Source organism: Ottowia thiooxydans (assembly GCF_040548795.1).
GTDB lineage: Bacteria > Pseudomonadota > Gammaproteobacteria > Burkholderiales > Burkholderiaceae_C > Ottowia > Ottowia thiooxydans_A.
Genome location: NZ_JBEPSH010000006.1, coordinates 377,319 through 400,667 on the forward strand (window position 1 = coordinate 377,319; position 23,349 = coordinate 400,667).

The following is a 23,349-nucleotide window of genomic DNA, read 5'->3' on the forward strand; positions in this document are numbered from 1 at the left end:
CGTAAACCAACGCTTACCACCGGAGAAGCCAACATGACCCTTACTCGCCGCGACCTCATCCTTGGCGCAGCCGCTGCGCCGCTGATCGCTCACCCTATGTCAGCGTTTGCCCAAGGCATTGACGTGGCCAAGATCGTGGTCGGTTTTCCGGCCGGGGGCGGGATTGATCTGGTGGCTCGCCGCATTGCTGACAAGCTGCGCCCGGGCTACGCGAAGACGGTCGTGGTGGACAACCGCCCTGGAGCAGGCGGACAGATCGCTGTCTCTGCGGTCAAAAGTGCCCCCGCAGACGGCACATCGTTGCTCCTCACGCCCATGTCCATTCTGGCCATCTACCCGCACACTTACAAAAAGCTTCCCTACGACCCCGTCACCGACCTCATGCCGGTGTCGAGAGTGGTGGAGTTCGGTTTTGGTGTCGCCGTTGGGCCTTCTGTTCCAGCCAGCGTCACCACTGTGCCTGAGCTGATGGCCTGGTTCCGAGCCCATCCTGCTCAGGCGAACTACGGTACTGCTGCTCCTGCCTCCACAATGAACTTCATCGGCGACCTCCTGGCCCGTGCAGCGAAGACCGACATGCGCCACGTGCCCTATCGCGGCAGCCAATTGGCGATTCAGGACATGATCGGCGGGCAGGTACCAGCGGTGGTAGCACCTCTGGGCGAACTTACACCGCACTTAAAAGGAGACCGTTCCCGCCTACTGGTGACTACTGGTGCGAGCCGCAGCCGCTTCTTTCCCAAAACACCGACTTTAGGCGAGCAGGGCTTTGCGGAATTGGCATTCACGGAGTGGCATGGACTGTTCGCCCCCACAGGCACCCCAGTCGACACCGTGCAAAGGCTCAATGCAGCGGTTCGTGCAGCCCTCGCGCAACCCGATGTGATAGAGGCAATGGCCGTTCAATCTTACGAAGTCGCGCCTTCCACGCCTCAAGAACTGGGCGCACTGATGGCTCGCGACACCCAATTGTGGGGCAAGCTGATAGCTTCCACCGGCTTCAAACCTGAGAACTGACAAGAAGAGCTGACTCAGGTTGCGCCTGAGACCCTGGCTACGGAACGTGCCGCAATGGATGCGAGTGGAATGAATTCTTTAGCACTATCTGCACTCCGCACTTTTCAACGTCTTGCGCACGGGTGATCCCTTTCCCCCTGGGAGAGACTGATGCAGGCGCGTCTGCCGACTTGAGCCCCAGAGCCCGAGGCTGTGGGTTGGTTTGGGCAGAGGCATCTAAACCTTACGTCGCTCTTCTCCGCGGTCATCCGGGGATGACGGAGAGAGATCTGAGGCTCAACTGAAAAGCACAGGCACTTATATTCATTTCGACATGAAAAGTCGGCGCGTTATCAAGGCTCTTGGTTAGGGTGGGGGCGGCCGGTTGCGGCCTGAGGGTAAGCGACGGTTGATTGAACGCTGCAGTTGTTCATTGCCATCTGTTCTTCTCCTGAGGTCGGAGGCCGGGAATTACCCCCGGCGGCACACTTGCTTTTCTTGGACTGACCAACCGGGGGCGGTGCGTCAGAACTCCGTTCGTTCGCTCCGCTATCTACCGTCATACAGCCGCCGTAGGAAACCGGCAAGCTCCAAGTGAATGAACCCACACGTGGAAAGCCGTAGCCCCATCAAATAATTTCCACAAACTAGGCACTTCTGCCGCTAGGCCTATTGTCGCCACGCTTGTGTTGTGGACGACGTACACATATGCTCGCTCCCCTGGCTATTCATCAGTCGTGATGAAATACCCGGGATAACTCATACCGCTGAATCAATTGACTTTTTCACGCTCTGCCCTTTCGCTTGCCGTACTTGGCATCTTCACCGCCCTGCTTGCAGGCTGTGCAAGCCCTCGTCCCGCCACACCAGCGCCTCTGGCTGAATTGGTGCCCGCCGCATGGCAGGCGCCGCTTCCTCATGGTGGGCGCCTGCAAGCCCTGAAGGACTGGTGGCAGGAGCGCGAAGATCCAGCCCTGTCAGCGCTGGTTGAAGCGGCGCTGGCTGACAGCCCGACCCTGGCTGCTGCCCAGGCGCGGGTAGAGCAGGCGCGCGCGCAGACCGCTTCCAATCAGGCTGCGCTCATGCCCAGGCTGGATCTGGGCGCCAACGCCAGCCGGGGCAATAGCCAGAGCGTAGGCTCTGTCAGTTCCGGCTCCGCACCGCCTGTCGTCACCTCCATGCAGGTCGGTCTGCAGGCTGGCTGGGAGATTGACCTGTTTGGTCGTCAGCGCTCGTTGCTGGAGGCCGCCGAACGCCGGCAGGAAGGAGCGGACGCGCTGGCTCATCTGGCGCGGGTCTCTCTGGTAGCGGACGTGGCCAACGCCTACTATGGGCTCAGGCTTTGCCAGTCGCTTTTGACCACTGCTGAAAACGACACCGCTTCGCGCGCCGAAACAGCGCGTCTGGCTGTCATCAGCCGCGATGCCGGCTTTACAGCGCCCGCCACCGCTGCCTTGGCAGAAGCCAGTGCGGCCGACGGGCGGGCACGGACACTTGCGCAGCGGACCGCCTGCGATGTGCAGGTCAAGCAGTTGGTCACATTGACAGGCCTGGATGAGCCCAGGTTGCGGTCCCAAGTGGCTTTGTCCGCTATGCAGCCTGGCCAGAACGCCACCAATTTCAGCGTGTCGTCCATTCCGGCCGAGGCGCTGCGCCAACGCCCTGACCTCTGGGCTGCGGAGCGAGAAGTTCTCGCTGCGCGCGCGGAGGTCGGCTCTGCCGAAGCCGCTCGGCTGCCATCGCTGAGCCTGGGTGGCTCCATCAGTCGCCTGCAGCTGCAGGCCATGGGCACCAGCGGCGGGCTCGGCGTATGGTCCATAGGCCCTCTGGCACTGAATCTCCCTTTGTTCGACGGTGGCCGCATTGCGGCAGGTACTCAAGCTGCCCGGGCGCGCTACGACGAAGCGACGGCCAACTACCGGGCCAAGCTGCGGCAGGCAGTTCAGGAAGTGGAGACCGCTCTGGTTCAAGGTGCGGACGCCGAGGCCCGCAAGACGGACGCTCAGGCCGCGGTGGCCGGTTATCAGCAGTCGTTTGACGCCACGCAAGCGCTTTACCGCCAGGGCATGACCAATCTGGTGCAGCTGGAAGAAGCTCGGCGAAATCTGCTGGGCGCGCAAACGGCATTGGAAAACCTGCGTCGTGACCAGCAAGCAGCCTGGGTGGCGCTGTACCGAGCCGCGGGTGGCGGCTGGCAGGCGCCATAAACCACAAGAGTATGTACTCACTTAAAAATAATCAGTGGCGCAGTGCCTCTTTAAAAAATCAATGAAATCGATTGACCAGACCATGAATTCACCCCAGTTCCTCTTTGTACTGGCCCTGGTGGGCCTCCTGGCAGCCTGCAGTGGTGACCAGAAGTCCGCCGACGCACCTCAAGCCGCAGCCAGCGCGCCGCGCGCGGTGCTGACGGTCACTGCCGAGAAGCCTCGCCGCACCTCCATGACGGACGCTCTGGCCGCCAATGGCAGCATCGCCGCCTGGCAAGAGGCCATCATCGGCGCTGATGTACCCGGCCTGCGGCTGTCCGAAATTCGTGTGAATGTGGGCGACGTGGTTAAAAAGGGCCAGGTACTCGCCACCTTTGATGCCGCGCCCATACAGCAAGACCAGGCTCAGGCGCGAGCCAGCCTGGCAGAAGCTGAAGCCGCCGCCGCCGATGCCGCTGGCAATGCAGAGCGCGCCCGTGCCGTGGCCTCCAGTGGTGCGCTGAGTCAGCAGCAAATCAACCAGTACCTCACCGCAGAAAAAACGGCCCGCGCGCGCGCAGATGCCGCGCGATCCGTGGTGGCCAGCCAGGGCCTGCGCCTGCGCAATACCCAGGTGATAGCGCCAGATGACGGCGTGATATCGGCCAGAACAGCCACCGTAGGACAGGTTGCCGGCTCCGGTGCCGAGCTGTTTCGCCTGGTGCGCCGGGGTCGTCTCGAATGGCGTGCCGAGGTCACTTCGGAAGACTTGACGCGCCTGCGCCCGGGTCAACGCGTACAGATCGAACTGCCCGGCGGCGCCAAGGTCACCGGCACGGCTCGGCAACTGGCTCCTACGGTAGATGCCAAGACACGGTACGGCCTGGTTTACGTGGACCTGCCGGCCGGCTCTCCAGCGCGTGCGGGCATGTTTGCGCGAGGCAATTTCGAGCTGGGCCAGGGAGAAACGCTCACCGTACCGCAGGAAGCTGTGGTGATGCGCGATGGCTACGCCCATGTCCTGCGGGTGGGGACCGATCAGCGGGTACAACTGGCACGCGTTCAGACTGGCCGCATTGCCGACAGCCGCATAGAGATCAAGCAAGGGCTTGACGACAGCCTGCCCGTGGCCGTGCGCGGCGCCGGTTTCCTCAACGACGGCGATCTGGTGCAGGTGTCCGAAGCGCCTGCGCCCGCCGTTAGCGCCTCGGGCAGTACCGCCGCCATAGCTGCGGCCAGCGCACCTGCGAGCGCCCCTGCCAGCGCTCCTGCTAAATAACGCCAGATCAAAGAGCCATTCCAATGAACGTTTCCGCCTGGTCGATCCGCAACCCGGTCCCGACCCTGATGCTGTTCGTGCTGCTCACACTGGGCGGCCTGTTTGCCTTTCACTCCATGAAAGTGCAGAACTTCCCCGATCTGGACCTGCCTACGGTCAACGTGATCGCGGCACTCCCGGGTGCGACCCCCGGCCAGCTCGAAAACGAGGTGGCGCGCAAGATAGAAAACAGCATTGCCACCATCCAGGGGCTCAAGCACATCTACACCACCATCCAGGACGGTTCTGTGTCGTTGATGGTGGAGTTCCGCCTGGAAAAACCCGTGCAGGAAGCGGTGGACGATGTGCGTTCGGCCATCTCCCGCGTACGGGCTGATCTGCCCAGCGATCTGCGTGACCCGATTGTCAGCAAGCTCGATCTGGCGGGCCAGCCGGTGCTGGCCTATACGGTGTCCTCACCGCGCATGAACGATTCCGATCTTTCATGGTTCGTGGACAACGACGTTGCCAAGCGCCTGCTCGCAGTACGCGGTGTGGGCGCTGTCAACCGCGTGGGCGGCGTGGAACGGCGGGTTGAAGTGGCGCTGGATCCTTTGCGGCTTCAGGGACTGGGTGTCACCGCAGCAGATATCTCACGCCAGCTGCGGCAGGTACAGCTCGAGAGCGCGGGTGGCCGCATTGACCTCGGCTCAGGAGAGCAACCGGTTCGCACACTGGCCACCGTAGGCTCGGCCGACGAACTGCGCGCCATGCCCATCGCGCTGCAGGACGGCCGCAGCATCCGGCTTGACCAGGTCGCCACCGTCTCTGACACCATTGCCGAACCGCGTGCCGCGGCGCGGCTGAATGGCCAGAAAGTCGTTGGTTTTGAAGTCGCTCGCAGCCGTGGCGCCAGCGAAGTGGAAGTGGGCGCTGGTGTGCGCCAAGCGCTCAAGGATATGCAGCAGGCCAACCCAGGCCTGAACATCACCGAGGCCTTCGACTTCGTCACGCCGGTGGAAGAGGAATACCACGCTTCATTGCAAATGCTGGGCGAAGGAGCGCTGCTGGCCGTGCTGGTGGTGTGGCTCTTCTTGCGCGACATGAGAGCGACGTTTGTTTCAGCCGTCGCGCTGCCTATGTCCATCTTGCCGGCCTTGATCGGCATGTATTTCTTCGGCTTCACGATCAACGTCGTGACGTTGCTCGCCCTGTCGCTGGTGGTCGGCATTCTGGTGGACGATGCCATCGTGGAGGTGGAGAACATCGTGCGCCATTTGCGCATGGGAAAAACGCCTTACAAGGCTGCCATGGAAGCTGCTGACGAGATCGGCCTGGCCGTGGTCGCCACCACGTTCACCCTGATCGCGGTGTTCCTGCCCACCGCGTTCATGAGCGGCATCGTCGGCAAGTTCTTCAAGCAGTTCGGCTGGACCGCCGCGCTTGCCGTATTTGCCAGTCTGGTGGTGGCCCGCATGCTCACGCCCATGATGGCCGCGTACATGCTCAAGCCCATCGTCACGGCAGAGAAAGATCCCCGCTGGCTCACCATCTATGGCAAATGGGCCAGTTGGTGCGTGCGTCATCGCTACTGGACCATGTTCGCCGCAGGCCTCTTCTTCTTTGGCTCCGTCGCGCTTATTCCGCTGCTTCCTACCGGATTCATTCCCCCGGACGACAATTCGCAAACGCAGGTCTACCTGGAATTGCCGCCCGGCAGCACGCTCTCGCAGACCGAACAGGTGGCTGAACAAGCGCGTCTGCAGCTGGCTCAGAACTCTCACGTCAAGAGCGTCTACACCACCATTGGTGGCGGCTCGGCCGGGGGGGACCCCTTCGCGCCTGGCGGCACAGATATACGCAAGGCCACGCTCACCATACAGCTCAGCCCCCGCGGGGAGCGCCCGCGCAAGCAGGTCATCGAGCGGGAAATCCGAAAAGCCATTCACACACTGCCCGGCGTACGTAGCAAGGTGGGCCTGGGTGGTTCGGGTGAAAAATACATTCTGATGCTGCAAGGCGATGAACCCCAGGCCCTGCTTTCTGCTGCCCGCGCCGTGGAGCGCGATCTGCGCGGCCTGCCGGGCCTGGGCAGTATCACCAGCACCGCCAGCTTGATCAGGCCAGAAATTGCCGTGCAGCCGGATTTCGCCCGCGCGGCAGATCTTGGCGTGACCAGCGCAGCCATGGCCGACACACTGCGCGTGGCGACACTGGGCGACTATGACGCGCAGTTGCCCAAGCTCAATCTGGCGCAGCGCCAGGTGCCCATTGTCGTGAAGCTCGAGGATTCAGCCCGCAAGGATCTGGACCTGCTTTCGCGCCTATCGGTCCCCGGCAGCAAAGGCCCAGTCCCGCTGGGTCAGGTGGCCACGCTGAGCTACAGCGGCGGGCCCGCCATCATCAGCCGCTACGACCGCTCACGCAACGTGAACATGGAGATCGAACTGTCCGGCCAGCCTTTGGGGGATATTGCGACCAAGGCCAAGGAACTGCCCTCTGTGAAGAATCTGCCGCCCGGCGTGCGCGTGGTGGAAGTGGGTGACGCCGAGGTGATGGCCGAGTTGTTTGTGGGCTTTGGCCTGGCCATGCTGACCGGGGTGCTCTGCATCTACATTGTGCTGGTACTCTTGTTCCACCACGTGCTCCACCCGGTGACCATCCTGGCCGCGCTTCCGCTTTCATTGGGCGGTGCATTTGTGGGTCTGCTGATCACACAAAAAGGCTTGTCCATGCCCTCGCTGATCGGCTTGATCATGCTGATGGGCATTGCCACCAAAAACTCCATCTTGCTGGTCGAGTACGCCATCATGGCGCGGCGTGGACACCCTGGGCATGATGGCCAGCCCGCCGCAGAACCCATGAGCCGTTTCGATGCGCTGATGGACGCTTGCCACAAGCGCGCCAGGCCCATCATCATGACCACATTGGCCATGGGTGCGGGCATGTTGCCTGTGGCCATTGGATGGGGCTCTGCTGATTCCAGCTTCCGCTCGCCCATGGCAGTTTCGGTCATCGGCGGACTGATCACCTCCACCTTCCTCAGCCTGTTGGTCATCCCCGCGGTGTTTGTCTGGATTGACGATATCGCGCAGTGGATCGGCCGCAAGGTGAAAGGCGAACGCAAGGCATCGGTTTGAGCGAGCACCCGCGTCCATTGTCATTCACGCATCGCAACGCCTGGCCACTCACCTGTACGTTGCTCGTACTGGCCAGCGCTGGCCTTTGGATAGCCGCAGTCAAAGGTGTGGTCTCGCCGCAGCTTCTGGCCTGGCAACCGGCGCTGTGGAAAAGCGCCCCCTGGACGCTGTGGACCGCGCCGCTGGAGCATTTTGTCTTTGCGCACGCTTTGGCCAATAACCTGGCCCTGGTATTACTGGCCGTGTTGGGGTCGCTGGTTTCAGCGCAACCGCGCGACGCCCTGGCCCTGCTTCTGGCCTGGCCCCTGTCCACACTGGGGCTCCTGCTTTGGCCTGAAGTCGGTGGGTACTACGGTCTGTCAGGCCTGGTGCACGCGGCCGCGGCTGTGCTCACATTACGCGCACTGAGTTCATCGGCCACATCCCGCATCGGCCAATGGATGGCCATCGGCCTGCTGCTGAAGCTGGCACTGGAGCACGGATGGGCCATGCCGGTGGGTTTCGAGAGCAGTTGGGGATTCAACGTTGTCTTCGCTGCGCACCTCACTGGTGCAGTTGCGGGCTCTGCGATGGCGCTGATAGTCCACGCAGCGGACGCTATTCAGACCCGCCCCGGAGATCGCTGAAACGCTCAAGCGGTGACGTACCCCACCGCGAGCGCTTGTTCATTGAAACCCGGCACCAGCGGTTTGATCGCCTCCGACTTCTGAAGGCGCTCCAAGCCATTCTTCCAAATGAGCTTGCACGTTCGTGGCGAAGGTTTGCAAGACTTCCTTGCAGATGAAGCCGTAATGACTGGTCAGCAAAGCATTGTCCAGCGCACGCAATGGATGGGTCAACGGCAGTGGCTCTTGCTCGAAAACATCCAGTCCAGCAAAACCAAGCTGGCCTTGTTGCAATGCCGTCACCAACGCCGGCATGTCGATCAGCTCAGCCCGCGACGTATTCACCAGAATGGCTTGTTGGCCCATCAACGCCAAGGTCTCGGCGTTAAGCACGTGTCGTGTGGCCGGGGAAGGCACAAGGTGCAGACTCACCACATGGGCTTTGCGCAGCAAGTCGTGGAGCGGTACCGATGTGACCCCACAAGCTTGGGCACGTGCTGGTGTCATGTTGGGGCTCCAGGTCACCACTTCCATGCCCAATGCCTGACCGACGGCAGCCACGCGTTGTCCGATCTGCCCCAAGCCAATCAGGCCCAGCGTCTTGCCAGCCAACACCTGGGGCAGGTGGTCCATCGCATCCGCCCGACGCCAATCAGTCTGGGCAGCTCGGATCTGCAGTTGAGGAAGTCGGCGGGCACAAGCCAGAATCAGAGACCAAGTCATCTCGCACGTGCTGGCCTTTGAAGGCCCCCACTCGGTAAACCGAACTTCGATTCCGTGCTCCGCAGCCGCTTGCACGTCCAGCTTCTGGTTGCGGGTGCCGGTTGAGATGATCATCCGCAAGCGGGGTAGCGATGCCAGCAGATCACGGTTGAACGGCGTGCGGTCCCGAAACAGCACGACACACTCGGCATCCTTCAGTGCATGGATGAGGTCCGGTCCTTCCAGGTGCTTGCTGTGGATGGTCACCTCGGCGCGGGACTTGATGGCAGTCCAATCGGTGAACCCAGCCAAAGCGCCCTCCCAGTCGTCCAGAACCACCACGCGCGGGCGGGCTAAAGTCATTGAGCAGCTGCTGCGGTTTGCTGACGGGTATGACCCGAAGACGAGCCTTGCAAGGTGGCCAGTTGGATGACTTCACCCACACTGCCTGCCTTGGCCAGGGACCAGCAGGCATCCATGAGTTGGCGGGTCTGGTCCTTACCCAGAATCTCATCGCTCATGTTGCTGAACTTGGTCTCCAGGTTCGCATCCGTCATCGGACGTTGCAGCGAGCCTATGGCGTGCTCTACACGCAGATGGATCTTGCGCCCATCCTTGAGGACCGCGGTTGCATCTACCGCGGCTTCGTCGATGGTGTTGTCGATCACTGCATTGACTTTGCCACGCGTGGCCACCATGTCAGCACGATTGACGATGTCGTCAGCGTATTGGTCCTCGCTGGCCTGGCCAAATATCAGGCCCGCCGCACAGCCGTGATAGACGCTGAACTTGCCCTCCAGGCCATCTTTGGGCTCTTTCTTGCCTGTCAGCTCCAGCACCAGGGAGTGAACGCGCAGATCCAGACGCTCCAGATTTTCAGCCGTCACTCCCTGCTCGCGCAGCTGGATGCAAGCATCGATGCTGGGATGGATCACGATGCCGCAAGCAAACGGCTTGTAAGTGTTGAAGGAAATCTCAAAGCGCTGGCCCAACTCATCCGTGATTTCATTCCAGGCGTACTTGGTGGAAACCACCTGGGCAAATCCACGCGGCGCTTCCAGCGCCCGGCGACTGGCAGTGAAGCCTTCCTTGGCCAACAACGCAGACATCAGGCCGGCCTTGGCCGCTCCGCCAGGATGGAAGGGTTTCGTCATGGTGCCGAACTGCTCCCTGAGGCCAACCGGCTGTGACGCAGCGATCCCCAGTGCCATCTGCGTCTTGTCTGCATCGAGCTTCAGCAGGCGCGCGCACGCTGCTGCGGCGCCCAGCGTGCCGGTCGAGCCCGTAATATGCCAACCACGGTCGTAGTGCTCCGGGTACATCATGTTGCCTACACGGCAGGATACGTCGATGCCCAGGACCACAGCGTCGATGACTTCACGTCCACTTGAGCCCAGTTTCTCGGCCAAGGCAAGCACAGCGGAACACACAGGACCTGCGGGGTGGATGATGGTCTTCAGGTGGGTGTCATCGAAGTCGAAGGTGTGCGAGCTGATGCCATTGATCAGCGCGGCGTTGCCCATGTCCACACGGATGTTGGAGCCCAGTACCAATGCCTGCGCGGCAGGCTCGAGCACCTGCGTGGCGCGAATGGCCGCTTGTGTGGACTCATGATGGGCCGCACCCACCGCACATCCCAGCCAGTTCATGAACGTTCGATGGGCTTCATGTTCGACCGCATCACTCCATCCTCTGGAAGGGTGACCCGCGACGAACTCCGCCAGGATGCGGGTGATAGGAGGCGCGTTCTTGTCGGCGGAGATAGTGGTGTTCAGTGCCATGGCGGTCTGTCTGTGCAATAAAAATGGAAAACGTAGAAGCGCGCATGGCACCATGCCGCACGCGGTGGTTGGAACTCAGGAATCGAGGCGAATGTTTTGCGCCTTCGCAATCCGTTGCCAGCGCTCAAGGTCAGTGCGCACGTAGGCATCGAACTCAGCCGCCGACATCGGCATGGGCACAATCGCCTCAATAGCGAGCGTTTTTTCAAGCGCGGGGTTCTCCAGGACCTTGTTCAGAGAGGTATTGAGCGTCGTCACGATATCGGCCGGCATGCCGGCCGGCCCCGAAACGCCATACCACTGAAGAACATCGTCAAATCCCTTGACACCCAATTCTTCGAATGTGGGCACGTCCGGGAAACGCTTGCTGCGTTGTTTGCCCGTTACGGCCAGGAGGCGCACCTTGCCACCCATTGCATGGGGGACGGCGGCTGCAAGACCGGGAAAGATGAACTGCGTAGATCCGCCCATGATGTCGTTGAAAGCCGGCGCAATGCCCTTGTACGCGATGTGTTCAGAAGCAAACCCTGCCCTTTGCTTGAGCAACTCCATCAGCAGGTGGGTCAGCGAGCCTGCCCCTGCCGAGCCATAGTTGGTGTGCCGATTGTCCTTGACGTATTTGAGAAACTCGTCGTAGGTGCGAATGGGCAGCTTCGCGTCGACCGCCAGAACATTGGGCGTACCCCCGATCATGCCCACTGAGGTGAAGTGCTTGATCGGGTCATATGGCAGCTGTCGGGTCGCCGGGGCGGTGCCCAACGTGGCGACGTAGCCCTGCATCAGCGTATATCCATCGGGTTTGGCACGCATGGTCTTTTGACAGGCCACCACGCCACCGCCGCCGCCCAGATTTTCCACCACGAACGAAGTTCCAAGAGTCTTGCCCCACTCTGTCGTCGTCGCACGGGCCACGTAGTCACTGCCACCCCCCGCGGCCACCGGCACTACAAAATTGATGGGGCGTGCCGGAAATTTTTCCTGGGCCAAACTCATGCCCGGTGCAGCCAATGCAACAGCGCCCGCACCCGCACCAGCTAGAAATGAACGTCGATCCATGTTTGTCTCCTTTTTTATCGTTGAAACCGGTAGCCGAACCTGCCCGCTTCTCGGGCAGGAACATGACTCTTCGCTGGCCTGTCTGAATGCTCCGGTGACCTCACCAGACTCAGAGCGCTAGATCTGCCTCAAACGCACCAGCGCCTGCTTGACGTGCGCCTCCAACAGGGCCGCGCAAGACTTGGGCACTGCCGGCGTCCCTGCATCACGCAGCGCAGCCACAATCAATTTGTGCTCATCGTTGGATTGCTTTCGATGCGCCAGATCCTGCAAATTCTTGAAACGGGCCAGGTGCAGCTTCTGCGTGATTTCGCGGTAGGTGTTTTCGATTTCTTCATTCCCGAGCACTTCAATGAAAGCCCAGTGAAATCGAAGATTGCTGTGGTAGTACTTTTTGGCATCGTCCTGGGAAATGGCGTCGTCCATCTCACCGCATAAAAGATCCAGCCGCGCCGCCAATGCCGTGCGCTCAGCCGCCCCCCGCAAACTGATCTGCTGTCCGGCAAATCCCTCCAGCAAAGCTCGGAAGGCGTAAAGGTCACTGACCTCCTTATCGGTCAAGGTCCGCACACTGACGCCGCGGTTCTTGCGTGCGACCACCAGACCCATGCTCTCCAGTTGCTTCAGCGCTTCTCGCACCGGGACTCGGGAGACCTGGAGTTCCTCAACAATCTCCGGCTCACGTAAAACCTGGCCCGGCGTGAGGTCCCCGGAAAGAATCTTGGACAGCAGGCGATGCCGCACCAGCGCCCCGAGGGTGGTATCCCTTACCTCGGAGAAATCGGTGCTGAGATGGGGGAGCAGATAGTTCATACGATTGTTTCGACTAATCGTATACGATCTTACGCGCCATATTCATGGGGTAAACCCTGGGACCCTATCGGAAGGCTAGCGCGCTCAGCTTCTCTGCGCAAGGGCCATTGAGTTGGAAACTTGTGGGGGCAAGGGCGGCATCTAGGCTACGAAGAACGCAGGGATGCCTACTGCGTTGCGAAAACTCTTGACGCCGCAGACGGGTGCAAAGGGGCCGCGAGGCGTCATTTAAACCGACTAGGCACCCCGCTTTTTAGCTCCCATCTGTTCAACGAGGAACTCGCGAAACCCTGCGACAGCGGGCGCCAGTGACCTCCGTCTGGACGTATACAGGGCGAACTCCCTGCTCACGATAGGTTCTACCAACGCAATCATCTTCAGACGATGCATCCTGGTCAGGGGCCTCACGTATTCCGCGCAGATGGCGCAGCCCAGGCCGCTGGCGGCAAGAGCCATGGCGGTGCCTGCATGGTCTACCTGGGTAGTGGCCTGCACCCTCAGGCTCTCTGGCAGGACAGCATTGATGCGTTGAGACGTGTCGACGCCCGTGAAAATCAAGGGCTCTCCAACGACCTCAGCCCAGCGCAGACTTTTGCGCCCCGCCCAGGGGTGGCCTGAGTGGCAAACCAGAAAGACAGGGGTCTTGAAAAGCGTTTCAGCCTGCAGTTCGGGACCGGGATCCGTCGGCAAAATGATGGCCAGGTCGGCTCTCCCGCTCTCCAGGGCCGGGAGGATGTCATCAACGGGCAAATCCATGAGTTCCAGCTGCACATCGGGCCGGAGTTTCCGATACGCCAATAGCAAGGGCGGCATGAGAGTCCACGCAATGACCTGACTGGTCGCAATGCGCACGCGACCCGACAGTTGGCTGCGCAACTCTACCGCGACGCGGTTGATCGTCTCCATGCCCCTCAGCAGGTTTTGCGCATAAGGCAAGTACCGCTCCCCCGCTGCCGACAGACTCACTCGGCGCGTAGTGCGGTCCAGCAGCCGAAGGCCAACCGTGTGCTCCAGCTCTGCCATCATCGTACTCAGCGCCGATGCCGTGATATGCATGACGGCTGCTGCCCGCACGAAGCTGCCGAGCTCAGCCACGGTCGCGAAAGCTTGAAGCTGACGCAGGGTCACATTGCTCATTCTTCTGCTTTAACTCATGAATCGGTAGAAAAGTTTAGCTTGTAGCTGAACTTCCCGTATTCGACACTTGATTCGCAAGAAGGCGAGCCCCTCGCGCTGCCTTTCGCAAACGTCCGGATCACACAAGCAAACGATGAGCACGAAACAAGACAACCGCACACCCGATCTGCCAGGCCCCATTGCCGAACTTGATGTGCGACGCGCCGCTGCCATGCAAATGGGAGGCTCTGAAGGAGTCGCCAAGCAGGCCTCTTTGGGCAAGCTGACCGCGCGCGAAAGGATTGACCGCTTGCTCGACCCGGACTCATTCGCAGAAATGGGCACGCTGGCCGGCAAAGGCACTTACGACAAGAGCGGTAGCTTCCTGTCGTTTTCACCCGCGAATTCAGTCATGGGAACCGGGTCCATCCAACAGCGCCGCGTAGTGATTTCTGCTGACGACTTCACCATCCGTGGAGGCTCTTCCGAATCCACGGTGTCGGACAAATGGATCTACGCCGAACGCTATGCGCATCAGATGCGCCTACCCATTGTTCGCCTGGTTGAATCCGCCGGAGGCAGCGTCAAGATACTTGAGCAGAACCAGTCCACCAAGATCCCTGGCTACCCGAACTGGCCCTGGATGCCTCTGTTGGCGCAGGCGCCCGTCGTCGGGGTGGCCCTTGGTGCTTGCGCCGGACTGGGTGCCATCAAGGTATCCATGTCGCATTTCTCAGTGATGGTGCGCGGCATGGCCCAGCTCTTCGCTGGCGGACCACCGGTTGTCAAGCGCGGAATCGGTGAAGACATCCACAAGGAGGCCTTGGGCGGGGCGGAGGTTCACACGCGAATGAGTGGCGTGGTCACGAATGCGGCTGATTCTGAAGAGGACGCCTTTGACCAGGTGCGGCGCTTTCTCTCATTCATGCCGGGCAACGTCTGGAGCGTTCCAGCCCGCGTGCAGGCTAATGATGAACCTCGCCGAGCCGATGCGTCGCTCGATGACGCCATTCCATTGGACACACGCAAGATCTTTGATGTGCGGCGAATTCTCAAGTCGGTCTTTGACACCGGATCGTTGTTCGAGCTGGGCCGAAGCTTCGGCGGATCCACGGTGACCATGCTGGGACGACTGGACGGTTTCGCGGTCGGAATTCTGGCCAACGATCCACGCGTGATGGGCGGGGCGCTGACAGCCCAGGCTGCGCGCAAGCTGGAGCGCTTTGTAGACCTTTGCGACACCTTTCACTTGCCCATCGTCAATTTCGTCGACCAACCCGGTGTGATGTTCGGCAGCGATGCAGAGAAAGCGGGAACACTGGGTGCGGCCATCAGCGCCGTTTCCGCGATTGAGCAGTCTCAAGTCCCTTGGTGCGCCATTATCTTGCGCAGGTCATTTGGCGTGGGCGGCCAAATGCATGGCCCACAGCACGGGCCGGATGGTTATGCCTTGCTGCATCGGTTCGCATGGCCTACAGCACGCTGGGGCTCCATTCCCATTGAGGGAGGGGTCGCAGCCGCCTACAAGCGCGAACTGGACGAATCGGAGAACACCGAGCAGCGTCAAGCCGAACTGGAAGCCTACTACCAGCAACTGAGCTCACCCTTCCGAACCGCTGAGCGCTTCGGTGTCATCGACATTATCAAGCCGCGGGAGACCCGGACCATCTTGAGTGGCTGGATTCAAGACGCCCATGGGGTGACGCTGGGGCAGACCGGCATTCGCACGCGCACATTTCGCTAAGGAGACAACCATGAAGAAAACCATAAAGCTGTTCGCTACAACATTGACTGTGGGCATCTGCACTTTTCTACCACTCGTGCATGCTCACGCACAATCCTGGAAGCCCAGCAAACCCATAGAATTTTCTGTCGGCGCGGGTGCCGGCGGGTCCCTGGACCAGGTCGCGCGAATGCTCAAGAACATCATTGAGCAACAAAACCCCCAATCGCCAGGCATGGTCGTCTACAACCGCCCTGCAGGAGGCGGCCTGATCGCGCTGAACGGACTCACGCAACATCATGGCGATGCACATTACCTGGCATCCTGGTCACAGCAGTGGTTGACCAACTATGTCATCGGGGACTGGAAGGAGTCGCCGACGACCAAGTACACGACATTGGCTTTCCTTGTGAACGAATATGTCGGCCTGGCAGTGCGTTCTGACTCACCGCTCAAGAGCGCGAATGATCTGGTAACCAAGATGCGCGCGGACCCCCGCTCAGTCAGCTTCGCCGTTGCCACAGCGCTGGGAAACCATATCCACATCGGCGCTGCCAAGCCCCTGATGACCGCAGGCGTTGACGTCGCCAACATGACGGTAGCGCCTTTCAAGTCCTCCGCTGAATCGATCACGGCTCTGCTCGGTGGCCATGTGGATGTCGTCGCTGCCACAACGGCCAATCTAGTGGGCCAGCTTGAGGCTGGCAAGATTCGCTTGCTCGCGATTTCATCCCCGCAGCGTCTCGGGGGCGCATTCTCCCAGTCACCCACCTGGAAAGAGCAAGGTATTGATGCGGATTTCGCCTCCATGCAGGGGATTACCGCGCCAGCAGGCCTTAGCTCGGAGCAGCTCGCCTTCTGGGCAGATACGCTAAGCCGCGCGACCAGCACGCCAGAATGGACGGCCTTCGTACAGCGAAATCAATGGACCCCACGCCTGGTCACAGGGCCGGCCGCGCAACAACTGGCAGAAGCGCAACTCATTGAGATGCGCGCAATCCTGCGTCAACTGAAGTTGGCTAAACAATAAGCGCCATGAGCGAGACTACCAACCAAGCCCAGGAAGGCCCTCTTGGCAACCTCAGGGTGGTGGAACTGTGCTCAACGATCGCCGGCCCCGTATGCGCCCGGCTACTCGCTGATTTTGGCGCAGATGTGATCAAGATCGAGTTGCCTGAGGGCGATCCTGGCCGCAACTTCGGGGTTCAGGTGGACGGCGTATCGCTCTATGCGACGTCCATGTACCGCAACAAGCGCGCCATCGTTCTGGATTTGAAGAAACCCGAAGGACGCGACATCGCGCTTCAGTTGCTGGACAAGGCTGACATCCTTGTAGAGAACTTCCGACCTGGTGTGCTCGAGCGACTGGGACTGGGCGAGGACTTGCTGCGAAAACGCAACCCGCGCCTGATCACTGTGCGGATCAGCGGCTATGGACAGACGGGCCCGTACCGCGACCTCCCAGGCTATGGCGCCATCTGCGAAGCCGTGGCCGGTGTACGCCATCTCACGGGTGACACCGATCGACCGCCGGCACGCTGCGCGCTTGCAACGACGGATTACCTGACCGCTGTGTACGCCGCCTTCGGTGCTGTGATGGCTTTGTATGAGCGCACGCAAAGCGGCCTGGGACAGATGATAGACGTGGCGTTGTATGAAAGCGCGTTCTCGCAGATGGAAGAAGCCGTGCCCTCCTATGAACGCACCGGGGTCATCCCTACACGCCAGGGCTCACGCCTGATGAACACCGCGCCTAACAGCCTGTATCCGACCAAGGATGGTCAATGGGTCTTGATTGCTGCCAACAACGACGCCATATTTCAACGTCTGGCAACAGCCATGGGCCATGCCGAATGGGTCTCGGACGTGCGTTATGGGACTCAGCGCGCACGGGGTGCGAGGGTGGAGGAAGTCGATGCATTGGTCACGACCTGGACCTTGGAGCGCAATGCCAATGAGGTACTGAGCCTACTCATGGAAGCCGAAGTACCCACATCGCGTGCGAACACGATCGAAGATATCTTTGAGGACCAACACTATCGAGCACGCGATATGCTGCTGCGCATGCCGCACCCCAAACTGGGGCAAGTCACCATGACGGGCGTGGTCCCCAAAATGTCCCGTACGCCCGGAAAAGTCACGAAGGCGGGCTCAGACATTGGCGGTGACACGCGCGACGTATTGATGCGGGAACTGGGAATGAGCGACATGGAGGTGGCCAAGCTTGCAGCCTCACGTGCCGTCTGGTGCGGGGGAGCGGCCGCCGACCTGGCGCCTGCAACCACCCCAAGCACCTGAGCATCCAAGCGACCGTTGTGTACTCTTTAGCCGGCGGCAACGGGGAAGACGCGAAGAATAAATAAGCATTCTGCGGGCTTGGCACAATCGCTTCATGCCTCTTCGTTTTCTGAGTGCCGTTCTCATTGCCCTGCCTTGGCTCTGGCCTATCACCGCCGGCCCTGCCGCCACCATGGTCCCCTATCTGGCTTCGGCCGGCATGGGTGCCTTGCTTCTGGCCATCTGGCCGGCTCGTGACAGGGCAGATGGGGCCGCCATGGTGGCCTGGAGCTGGTTGGCCGCTGCGCTGCTCAGCAGCCTGATTGCATTGCTTCAGTACTTTGATCTTGAGTTGCCACTCTACCCCGTAGTCAACATTGCCCAACCAGGGCAGGCCTTTGGTAACTTGCGTCAGCCCAACCAGCTTGCCACGTTATTGATCATCGGCCTGCTGGCGCTTCGCTGGTTATTGCAAATGCACCGGTTGGCTGCCCTGAACGCCAGCTGGATGGCGACGCTGCTGCTCGTGGCATTGGCGGCGACTGCATCCCGCGTAGGCCTGGTCGAGTTGGCTGTGCTTGGCGTGGTCGTGCTGTGGTGGTCACGCCATGTGGCGGGCGGACGCCGGCGGCTGTTGGTGGCTATCGCAGCATTGGCTGTTTTCGTGCTTGCTGCTATGGCGCTGCCCGTACTTATCCAGAACGCAGAAGGCGTGGCCGGCCGCGATGTGCTCGATCGCCTGCGCAACGCCGAGTCCACCTGCGGCAGTCGCCTTATCCTGTGGAACAACGTACTGCACCTGATTGGACAGAAACCCTGGTTTGGCTGGGGATGGGGTGAGCTCGATTACGCGCATTACATCACTCTGTACGACGGCCCGCGTTTTTGCCACATTCTGGACAATGCGCACAACTTGCCGCTGCATCTGGCCGTGGAACTGGGCGTGCCTGTGGCTCTGCTGACATGCTCACTGGCGGCCTGGCTGGTGTGGCGCAGCAAGCCGTGGAACGAGTCTGACCCCACCCGGCAACTGGCTTGGGGAGTATTGGGGGCGGTCGCCATCCACAGCATGGTCGAGTATCCGCTGTGGTACGGGCCCTTTCAGATAGCCGCCGCGCTGTGTATCTGGCTGCTATGGAAACCGAAGCAAACCGCCATTCACAACGGGACAGCGAACTGGCGCAACGCGGCGGCCGCAGCCATGATGGTCGCCGTGGTGTACGCAGCATGGGACTACCACCGCATCAGCCAGCTGTTTGTGCCGTTTGAAGAACGGGCCGCAGCCTACCAAGACAACACCCTGGGCCAGGCGCATCGTTCCTGGTTGTTCTCCGGCGTGGTCGGCTTCGCTGAAGTTACCACCCTGCCGCTCACCCGTGAGAGTGCTCCCCGCGTGCTTCACCTGGCTCTTTCATCGCTTCATTTTTCGCCCGAACCGCGCGTGATCACCAAGGTGATCGAGAGTGCGTCCATGCTCGAGCAGGACCAGTTGGCGTTGGCTCATATGGCGCGCTTTCGCGCCGCGTTTCCTGCCCCCTACAAGGCATGGACGGAGATCAACGCGCTGGCTACCGAGATCTTGCCTCCTTAGGACTCTGGGCGGCAGAAGGCTCATCTTTCCCGGCAGGCGCTTAGCCTGAACGCGCTGCCGCCGGGGGGCTCGCCTACTTGGCATTGCAGCGTCAGTGGAGCCTCCAGAATTGCCAAGCTGGAGCTTGGCGCTCCCAGGAAATACCGAACGCCTCCGGCACTTGCGCAGAAGCTGCTGAAGCGCCACCTCGACAAACTCGGTCCTTGATCCCGGCTGTTTCCCCCCTGGGAGCGCCAAGCTCCAGCTTGGCATCGCAGCGTCCGCAGAGCCTCCCGAATTGCCAAGCTGGAGCTTGGCGCTCCCAGGAAATACCGAACGCCTCCGGCACTTGCGCAGAAGCTGCTGAAGCGCCACCCCGACAAACTCGGTCTTGGATCCCGGCTGTTTCCCCCTGGGAGCGCCAAGCTCCAGCTTGGCATCGCAGCGTCCGCAGAGCCCCCCGAATTGCCAAGCTGGAGCTTGGCGCTCCCAGGGAAGACCGGAAAAGCGTTTGCGCTGACGCATCGTCGCGTCACACGTGGATTGCTGAACGAACGACCCAACTCACAAGACCGATGGAACTCTCCTGTCGGCCCCGTTACTTACAAGGTGTGTGGACGGCGAAGGGAAAGTCGGCTGCAACGAATGTAGATACGACCCATTGCGGGCCTCATTGATCACTCGTTTCACCAGCACCCTCAGGCCGCCCGCCAACCTAGGAACGCGTTCATGACTTCAACGAAACACTACCGATCAGCCCGAGGTAACTCCCATGCGTTTAATGTCCCCAGCCCAGCGGGATCGAGAGATTCAGCGACTCATTCTTAACGCCGAACGCGCTTTCACGGAAGCAGAAATCCAGGCAAGACGCGAAGCCAGTGGCCAGCGCCGCGCGGAAGCCCTGCCCCATTTATCTTCCGGATTCTTCGAGAGACCGCAGCCGCAGTCAAGGCACGCGTTCACGCTCAGATGGGTCAAGTAAAACTGCGGTGTTGACCCGCACCTGTCCAGCGCACGGACTCGGCGTTGGCAGCGATTCAGACTTCGCCCGTTGCGCCTTCATCGCTGTCCAGGCAGCACCCCCCGGCGGACATCCGCTCTCAGCCGCCCGCCTGCCGCCGCCCTGGCGGCTTGGCCTTGATGGCTTGACACAGCGCAGGCCATTGCCCTCCTTGCACTGCGTAGAGACCGGTCTGGTCGATAACTGATCCAGTCTCCGCAGCGGACATTCCATCAAAGTCCGTTGCAGGCGTTACACACGCTCAGCATCACCCCTGCTGACTGGGCATCACTAGCGTCCAGCAGAAACTTTACCGCTACTTTTGCGTCTTTTTCGCAACAGGTTGTGTATCGAATCCTCCCAACTCCAATAGAATTGAGAATGATTATCATTAATACCTATTGAGATTAGTAGGGAGGATTGGCTACCATGCAAAAAGCATCTCTCCGCAAGCTGCGGTTCAACTCTATCGTTCTAGCCCTCCTGGCTACCGGCGCAACTTCCAGTGTGACGGCCCAGACGGCGCAAGCGCCAGCGCCTGCCGCACAGGCTGAAGGCCAAGCCACCAGCACACTGCAACAAGTCACCATTCGCGACAAATACGAGCGCGAAGATTTGCCCACACTGGCTCCAGGACGCAAAGCCGCCAAGGGTGCTCGCCTGGGCATTCTAGGTGCGACGTCCATCGTCGATGCCCCTGTGCATGTGAATGCTTACACACGTGAACTGGCAGAAGACTGGTCAGCCCTGTCACTTCAGGATGTGCTGGAAAACGAAGCCGCGGTCGTTTTCACGACCAACAAAGGCCACCTGCTGCAGAACTTCAACCTGCGCGGCCTGGACGTCACGGCGATGGACATTGCCACCAACGGCCTGTACGGAATTGCGCCTGCCAACTCCGTGCCTATCGAGATGTTCGAGCGCGTGGAAGTCATGCGCGGCCCCAACGTGCTGCTATCGGGCATGCCCCCGCTGGCCAGCGTGGCAGGTTCGGTCAACATGGTCACCAAGCGTGCGCTTTCCCAGCCCATTGCCGACCTGACCACGACCTACGTCTCTGGCTCCTATTTCCAGCTGCACGCCGACCTGGCCAAGCGTTTCGGTCCTGAACAGCGCCTGGGTGTGCGCTTCAACGGCGTTTACGGCGACGGCAAGATGGGCGCCAAGGACGAGAGCCAGGGCCGCCGCGTGGCTGCACTCGGCCTCGATTACCTGGGCGACAGGGCCCGCTTTTCTCTGGACGTCTACAACAGCGTCAACAAGATCAGCAACGGCAGCCCCGGCATGTTCAACTTCCTGGGCAATGCATCCATTCCCGGCGTAGGCTATCTGCTTTCACCTCCCAGAGGTGACACCAACATGTTCCGTGAAACCCACGGTAAATATGAAAACAGCGGCCTGCTGGCACGCGCCGAAGTCGACTTCACGCCGAACTGGCAAGGTTATTTCGCATTTGGTGGCTCAGAAGCCGAAGGTCAGGGCCTGCTCTTCGGTACCCGCGCTTTCGTGACCGGCGCCGATGGCACCACCCGGGGCGCCATCTACAACGTGCACACCAAGTCGGAGCGACGCACGGCCGAGGCCGGCATGATTGGCAAGTTCAATACCGGCAGTGTCCAGCACCGCCTGCAGCTGTCGGCCAACGTCCTTCAGCACAAGGAAGGAACTGTGAACACGGCGTGCAACTACTGCACCAACACCAATATGTACAACCCGGTGACACCCACGTTCCCTGCGGCACCGGTCTTCAAAGACTACACGACGGAAAATGAATTCCGCTCGCTGGCCATCGCCGATGTCGTGAGCTTCGCGGACGACAAGGTGCTGTTGACTGGTGGCCTGCGCTACCAGCAAGTCAAGACGCCCAAGGTGAACGGCGTCGATTCGGACTACAGCAAGAGCCGCGTGTCACCCATGCTCGGCGTCGTGGTCCGTCCCTGGGGTAACAACATCTCTCTGTTTGGTAACTACACGCAGGGGCTCGAGCCAGGCAGGACTGTCGGCGTGGGCTTTGCCAACCAGGGCGAAACTCTGGCGCCTATGAACACCAAACAAGGCGAAGTGGGTGTGAAAGTACAACTGGGTGAAACCACCCACACCTTCAGTGCCTTCCAGGTGAAAAAGCCTTCGATCATCACCAACAGCGCCAACCTCCAGGTCATGGACGGCGAGCAACGTCTGCGCGGCTTCGAATGGAGCGCTTTTGGCAAGATTGCTTCGACGATCTCTTTGCTCGGCGGCGTCGAATACATCAAGTCCAGCCAGATCAACACAGGCCTGCAAACCTATGGCGTGCCCAAGCTCCGCGCTCGTATCGGTGTGGATTGGGATACCCCCGTACGCGGTTGGTCCGTGGGCGGCCGCTTGATCCACGTGGGAGCGCAATGGGCTGATTCCGCCAACAAGATCCGCGTGCCCTCATGGAACCGCCTGGATCTGGTCACCAGGTATGAAACCAAGGTGGGCGGGACCCCTGTGCGCCTGAACGCCAGCGTGGAGAACGTGACCAACAAGAAGTACTGGAGCGGCATTTTCAGCGACGGCTTCGTGATGCCAGGCGCACCACGGACGTTCCGGGTATCGGCCACCGTCTCGTTCTGACGCAAAGCTCATGAGCCCGACGCACATTCCATGGGATGTGCGTTTGAGATTGAGCTAACAGCTGCAAATCCAGCCCAGCCGAATGCGAGCTGGGTTTGTCATTTGATGGAGTTGAAGTTTCATGTCCCTATTTACCATTGCCGGCCTGATCTTGAGCACTCTGGCTTGCCTGTGCTTCTATGCAGCCTCACCCCACCAGAAACTGTGGGCCAAGGCTTGGCCTTCCGGGCTGGCGTACACGGCGTGCCTGGGCCTGCTGGTTGCAAGCTGGCTGGCTTTCGCACAGGACATGCGACCTCTAACCACGGCGTTCGCCCTCGTGACGACTTTGATGCTGGCCTTGTCCGTGCTGCCCTACGTTGGGGCCTTGGTGAGTGGCCGAGGTTGAGATGGTCCCCCCTGTGTCGCTATCGCGCGGCCTTCAGGCTTTATCCCCTCTCCCGCCTGCGGGAGAGGGTTAGAGTGAGGGTAAAGGCGTCCAGCGCACAGGCTCGTTTCAGCCTCCACTGACTCGCAGCAACA

16 protein-coding genes are annotated in these 23,349 nt (G+C 60.7%); 11 read left to right on the forward strand and 5 right to left on the reverse strand.

What is annotated here, in order from left to right; translation table 11 throughout:
* Window positions 1-33: 33 nt before the first annotated feature.
* The 5 genes from ABIE13_RS16460 (at window position 34) to ABIE13_RS16480 (ending at window position 8,209) form a co-directional block, all read left to right on the forward strand.
* On the forward strand, window positions 34-1,017 hold the full coding sequence (locus ABIE13_RS16460) for a Bug family tripartite tricarboxylate transporter substrate binding protein (protein WP_354445352.1): 984 nt from the start codon (window positions 34-36) through the stop codon (window positions 1,015-1,017).
* Between the two features lie 755 nt (window positions 1,018-1,772).
* Complete coding sequence (locus ABIE13_RS16465; protein WP_354445354.1) at window positions 1,773-3,203, forward strand: efflux transporter outer membrane subunit; 1,431 nt, start codon at window positions 1,773-1,775, stop codon at window positions 3,201-3,203.
* Between the two features lie 61 nt (window positions 3,204-3,264).
* Window positions 3,265-4,464: an efflux RND transporter periplasmic adaptor subunit gene (locus ABIE13_RS16470; protein ID WP_354445356.1), complete on the forward strand. Its 1,200-nt coding sequence runs from the start codon at window positions 3,265-3,267 to the stop codon at window positions 4,462-4,464.
* A gap of 23 nt (window positions 4,465-4,487) precedes the next feature.
* Window positions 4,488-7,583, forward strand: coding sequence for an efflux RND transporter permease subunit (locus ABIE13_RS16475; RefSeq protein ID WP_354445358.1), 3,096 nt, complete (start codon window positions 4,488-4,490; stop codon window positions 7,581-7,583).
* The gene (locus ABIE13_RS16480; RefSeq protein WP_354445360.1) at window positions 7,580-8,209 is read left to right on the forward strand and encodes a rhomboid family intramembrane serine protease; all 630 of its coding nucleotides are present in this window, start codon (window positions 7,580-7,582) and stop codon (window positions 8,207-8,209) included. Before ABIE13_RS16475 ends, ABIE13_RS16480 begins: the two co-directional genes overlap by 4 nt.
* Window positions 8,210-8,248: 39 nt before the next feature.
* On the opposite strand, the gene ABIE13_RS16485 is transcribed toward ABIE13_RS16480, so the two are convergent.
* The 5 genes from ABIE13_RS16485 to ABIE13_RS16505 all read right to left on the reverse strand — a co-directional run bounded on the left by ABIE13_RS16485 (window position 8,249) and on the right by ABIE13_RS16505 (window position 13,677).
* The gene (locus ABIE13_RS16485; protein ID WP_354445362.1) at window positions 8,249-9,253 is read right to left on the reverse strand and encodes a D-2-hydroxyacid dehydrogenase family protein; all 1,005 of its coding nucleotides are present in this window, start codon (window positions 9,251-9,253) and stop codon (window positions 8,249-8,251) included.
* Window positions 9,250-10,671, reverse strand: coding sequence for an MmgE/PrpD family protein (locus ABIE13_RS16490; RefSeq protein WP_354445364.1), 1,422 nt, complete (start codon window positions 10,669-10,671; stop codon window positions 9,250-9,252). Before ABIE13_RS16490 ends, ABIE13_RS16485 begins: the two co-directional genes overlap by 4 nt.
* A 75-nt stretch (window positions 10,672-10,746) precedes the next feature.
* Complete coding sequence (locus ABIE13_RS16495; RefSeq protein WP_354445366.1) at window positions 10,747-11,727, reverse strand: Bug family tripartite tricarboxylate transporter substrate binding protein; 981 nt, start codon at window positions 11,725-11,727, stop codon at window positions 10,747-10,749.
* 117 nt (window positions 11,728-11,844) lie between these two features.
* Window positions 11,845-12,540, reverse strand: coding sequence for a GntR family transcriptional regulator (locus ABIE13_RS16500; protein WP_354445368.1), 696 nt, complete (start codon window positions 12,538-12,540; stop codon window positions 11,845-11,847).
* Window positions 12,541-12,777: 237 nt separating this feature from the next.
* Complete coding sequence (locus ABIE13_RS16505; RefSeq protein WP_354445370.1) at window positions 12,778-13,677, reverse strand: LysR family transcriptional regulator; 900 nt, start codon at window positions 13,675-13,677, stop codon at window positions 12,778-12,780.
* Between the two features lie 133 nt (window positions 13,678-13,810).
* Between ABIE13_RS16505 and ABIE13_RS16510 the strand changes: the two genes are divergently transcribed.
* The 6 genes from ABIE13_RS16510 to ABIE13_RS16535 all read left to right on the forward strand — a co-directional run bounded on the left by ABIE13_RS16510 (window position 13,811) and on the right by ABIE13_RS16535 (window position 23,215).
* Complete coding sequence (locus tag ABIE13_RS16510) at window positions 13,811-15,400, forward strand: acyl-CoA carboxylase subunit beta (protein WP_354445372.1); 1,590 nt, start codon at window positions 13,811-13,813, stop codon at window positions 15,398-15,400.
* Between the two features lie 10 nt (window positions 15,401-15,410).
* On the forward strand, window positions 15,411-16,409 hold the full coding sequence (locus tag ABIE13_RS16515) for a tripartite tricarboxylate transporter substrate binding protein (RefSeq protein ID WP_354445374.1): 999 nt from the start codon (window positions 15,411-15,413) through the stop codon (window positions 16,407-16,409).
* Window positions 16,410-16,414: 5 nt separating this feature from the next.
* Window positions 16,415-17,677, forward strand: a complete 1,263-nt coding sequence (locus tag ABIE13_RS16520; RefSeq protein ID WP_354445376.1) for a CaiB/BaiF CoA transferase family protein — start codon at window positions 16,415-16,417, stop codon at window positions 17,675-17,677.
* Window positions 17,678-17,771: 94 nt separating this feature from the next.
* Window positions 17,772-19,247 (forward strand): PglL family O-oligosaccharyltransferase, encoded by a 1,476-nt coding sequence (locus tag ABIE13_RS16525; RefSeq protein ID WP_354445378.1) that lies wholly within the window; start codon window positions 17,772-17,774, stop codon window positions 19,245-19,247.
* A 1,408-nt stretch (window positions 19,248-20,655) separates the two neighbouring features.
* The gene (locus ABIE13_RS16530; protein ID WP_354445380.1) at window positions 20,656-22,827 is read left to right on the forward strand and encodes a TonB-dependent receptor; all 2,172 of its coding nucleotides are present in this window, start codon (window positions 20,656-20,658) and stop codon (window positions 22,825-22,827) included.
* Window positions 22,828-22,948: 121 nt separating this feature from the next.
* Window positions 22,949-23,215: a hypothetical protein gene (locus ABIE13_RS16535; RefSeq protein WP_354445382.1), complete on the forward strand. Its 267-nt coding sequence runs from the start codon at window positions 22,949-22,951 to the stop codon at window positions 23,213-23,215.
* The last annotated feature ends 134 nt before the right edge of the window (window positions 23,216-23,349 follow it).

Bases quoted from the DNA above. Each gene is read 5' to 3' on its own strand.
- ABIE13_RS16460 (WP_354445352.1), top strand. From the start codon at position 34: ATGACCCTTACTCGCCGCGACCTCATCCTTGGCGCAGCCGCTGCGCCG.
- ABIE13_RS16470 (WP_354445356.1), top strand. From the start codon at position 3,265: ATGAAATCGATTGACCAGACCATGAATTCACCCCAGTTCCTCTTTGTA.
- ABIE13_RS16475 (WP_354445358.1), top strand. From the start codon at position 4,488: ATGAACGTTTCCGCCTGGTCGATCCGCAACCCGGTCCCGACCCTGATG.
- ABIE13_RS16485 (WP_354445362.1), bottom strand. From the start codon at position 9,253: ATGACTTTAGCCCGCCCGCGCGTGGTGGTTCTGGACGACTGGGAGGGC.
- ABIE13_RS16490 (WP_354445364.1), bottom strand. From the start codon at position 10,671: ATGGCACTGAACACCACTATCTCCGCCGACAAGAACGCGCCTCCTATC.
- ABIE13_RS16495 (WP_354445366.1), bottom strand. From the start codon at position 11,727: ATGGATCGACGTTCATTTCTAGCTGGTGCGGGTGCGGGCGCTGTTGCA.
- ABIE13_RS16500 (WP_354445368.1), bottom strand. From the start codon at position 12,540: ATGAACTATCTGCTCCCCCATCTCAGCACCGATTTCTCCGAGGTAAGG.
- ABIE13_RS16505 (WP_354445370.1), bottom strand. From the start codon at position 13,677: ATGAGCAATGTGACCCTGCGTCAGCTTCAAGCTTTCGCGACCGTGGCT.
- ABIE13_RS16510 (WP_354445372.1), top strand. From the start codon at position 13,811: ATGAGCACGAAACAAGACAACCGCACACCCGATCTGCCAGGCCCCATT.
- ABIE13_RS16515 (WP_354445374.1), top strand. From the start codon at position 15,411: ATGAAGAAAACCATAAAGCTGTTCGCTACAACATTGACTGTGGGCATC.
- ABIE13_RS16520 (WP_354445376.1), top strand. From the start codon at position 16,415: ATGAGCGAGACTACCAACCAAGCCCAGGAAGGCCCTCTTGGCAACCTC.
- ABIE13_RS16525 (WP_354445378.1), top strand. From the start codon at position 17,772: ATGCCTCTTCGTTTTCTGAGTGCCGTTCTCATTGCCCTGCCTTGGCTC.
- ABIE13_RS16530 (WP_354445380.1), top strand. From the start codon at position 20,656: ATGCAAAAAGCATCTCTCCGCAAGCTGCGGTTCAACTCTATCGTTCTA.
- ABIE13_RS16535 (WP_354445382.1), top strand. From the start codon at position 22,949: ATGTCCCTATTTACCATTGCCGGCCTGATCTTGAGCACTCTGGCTTGC.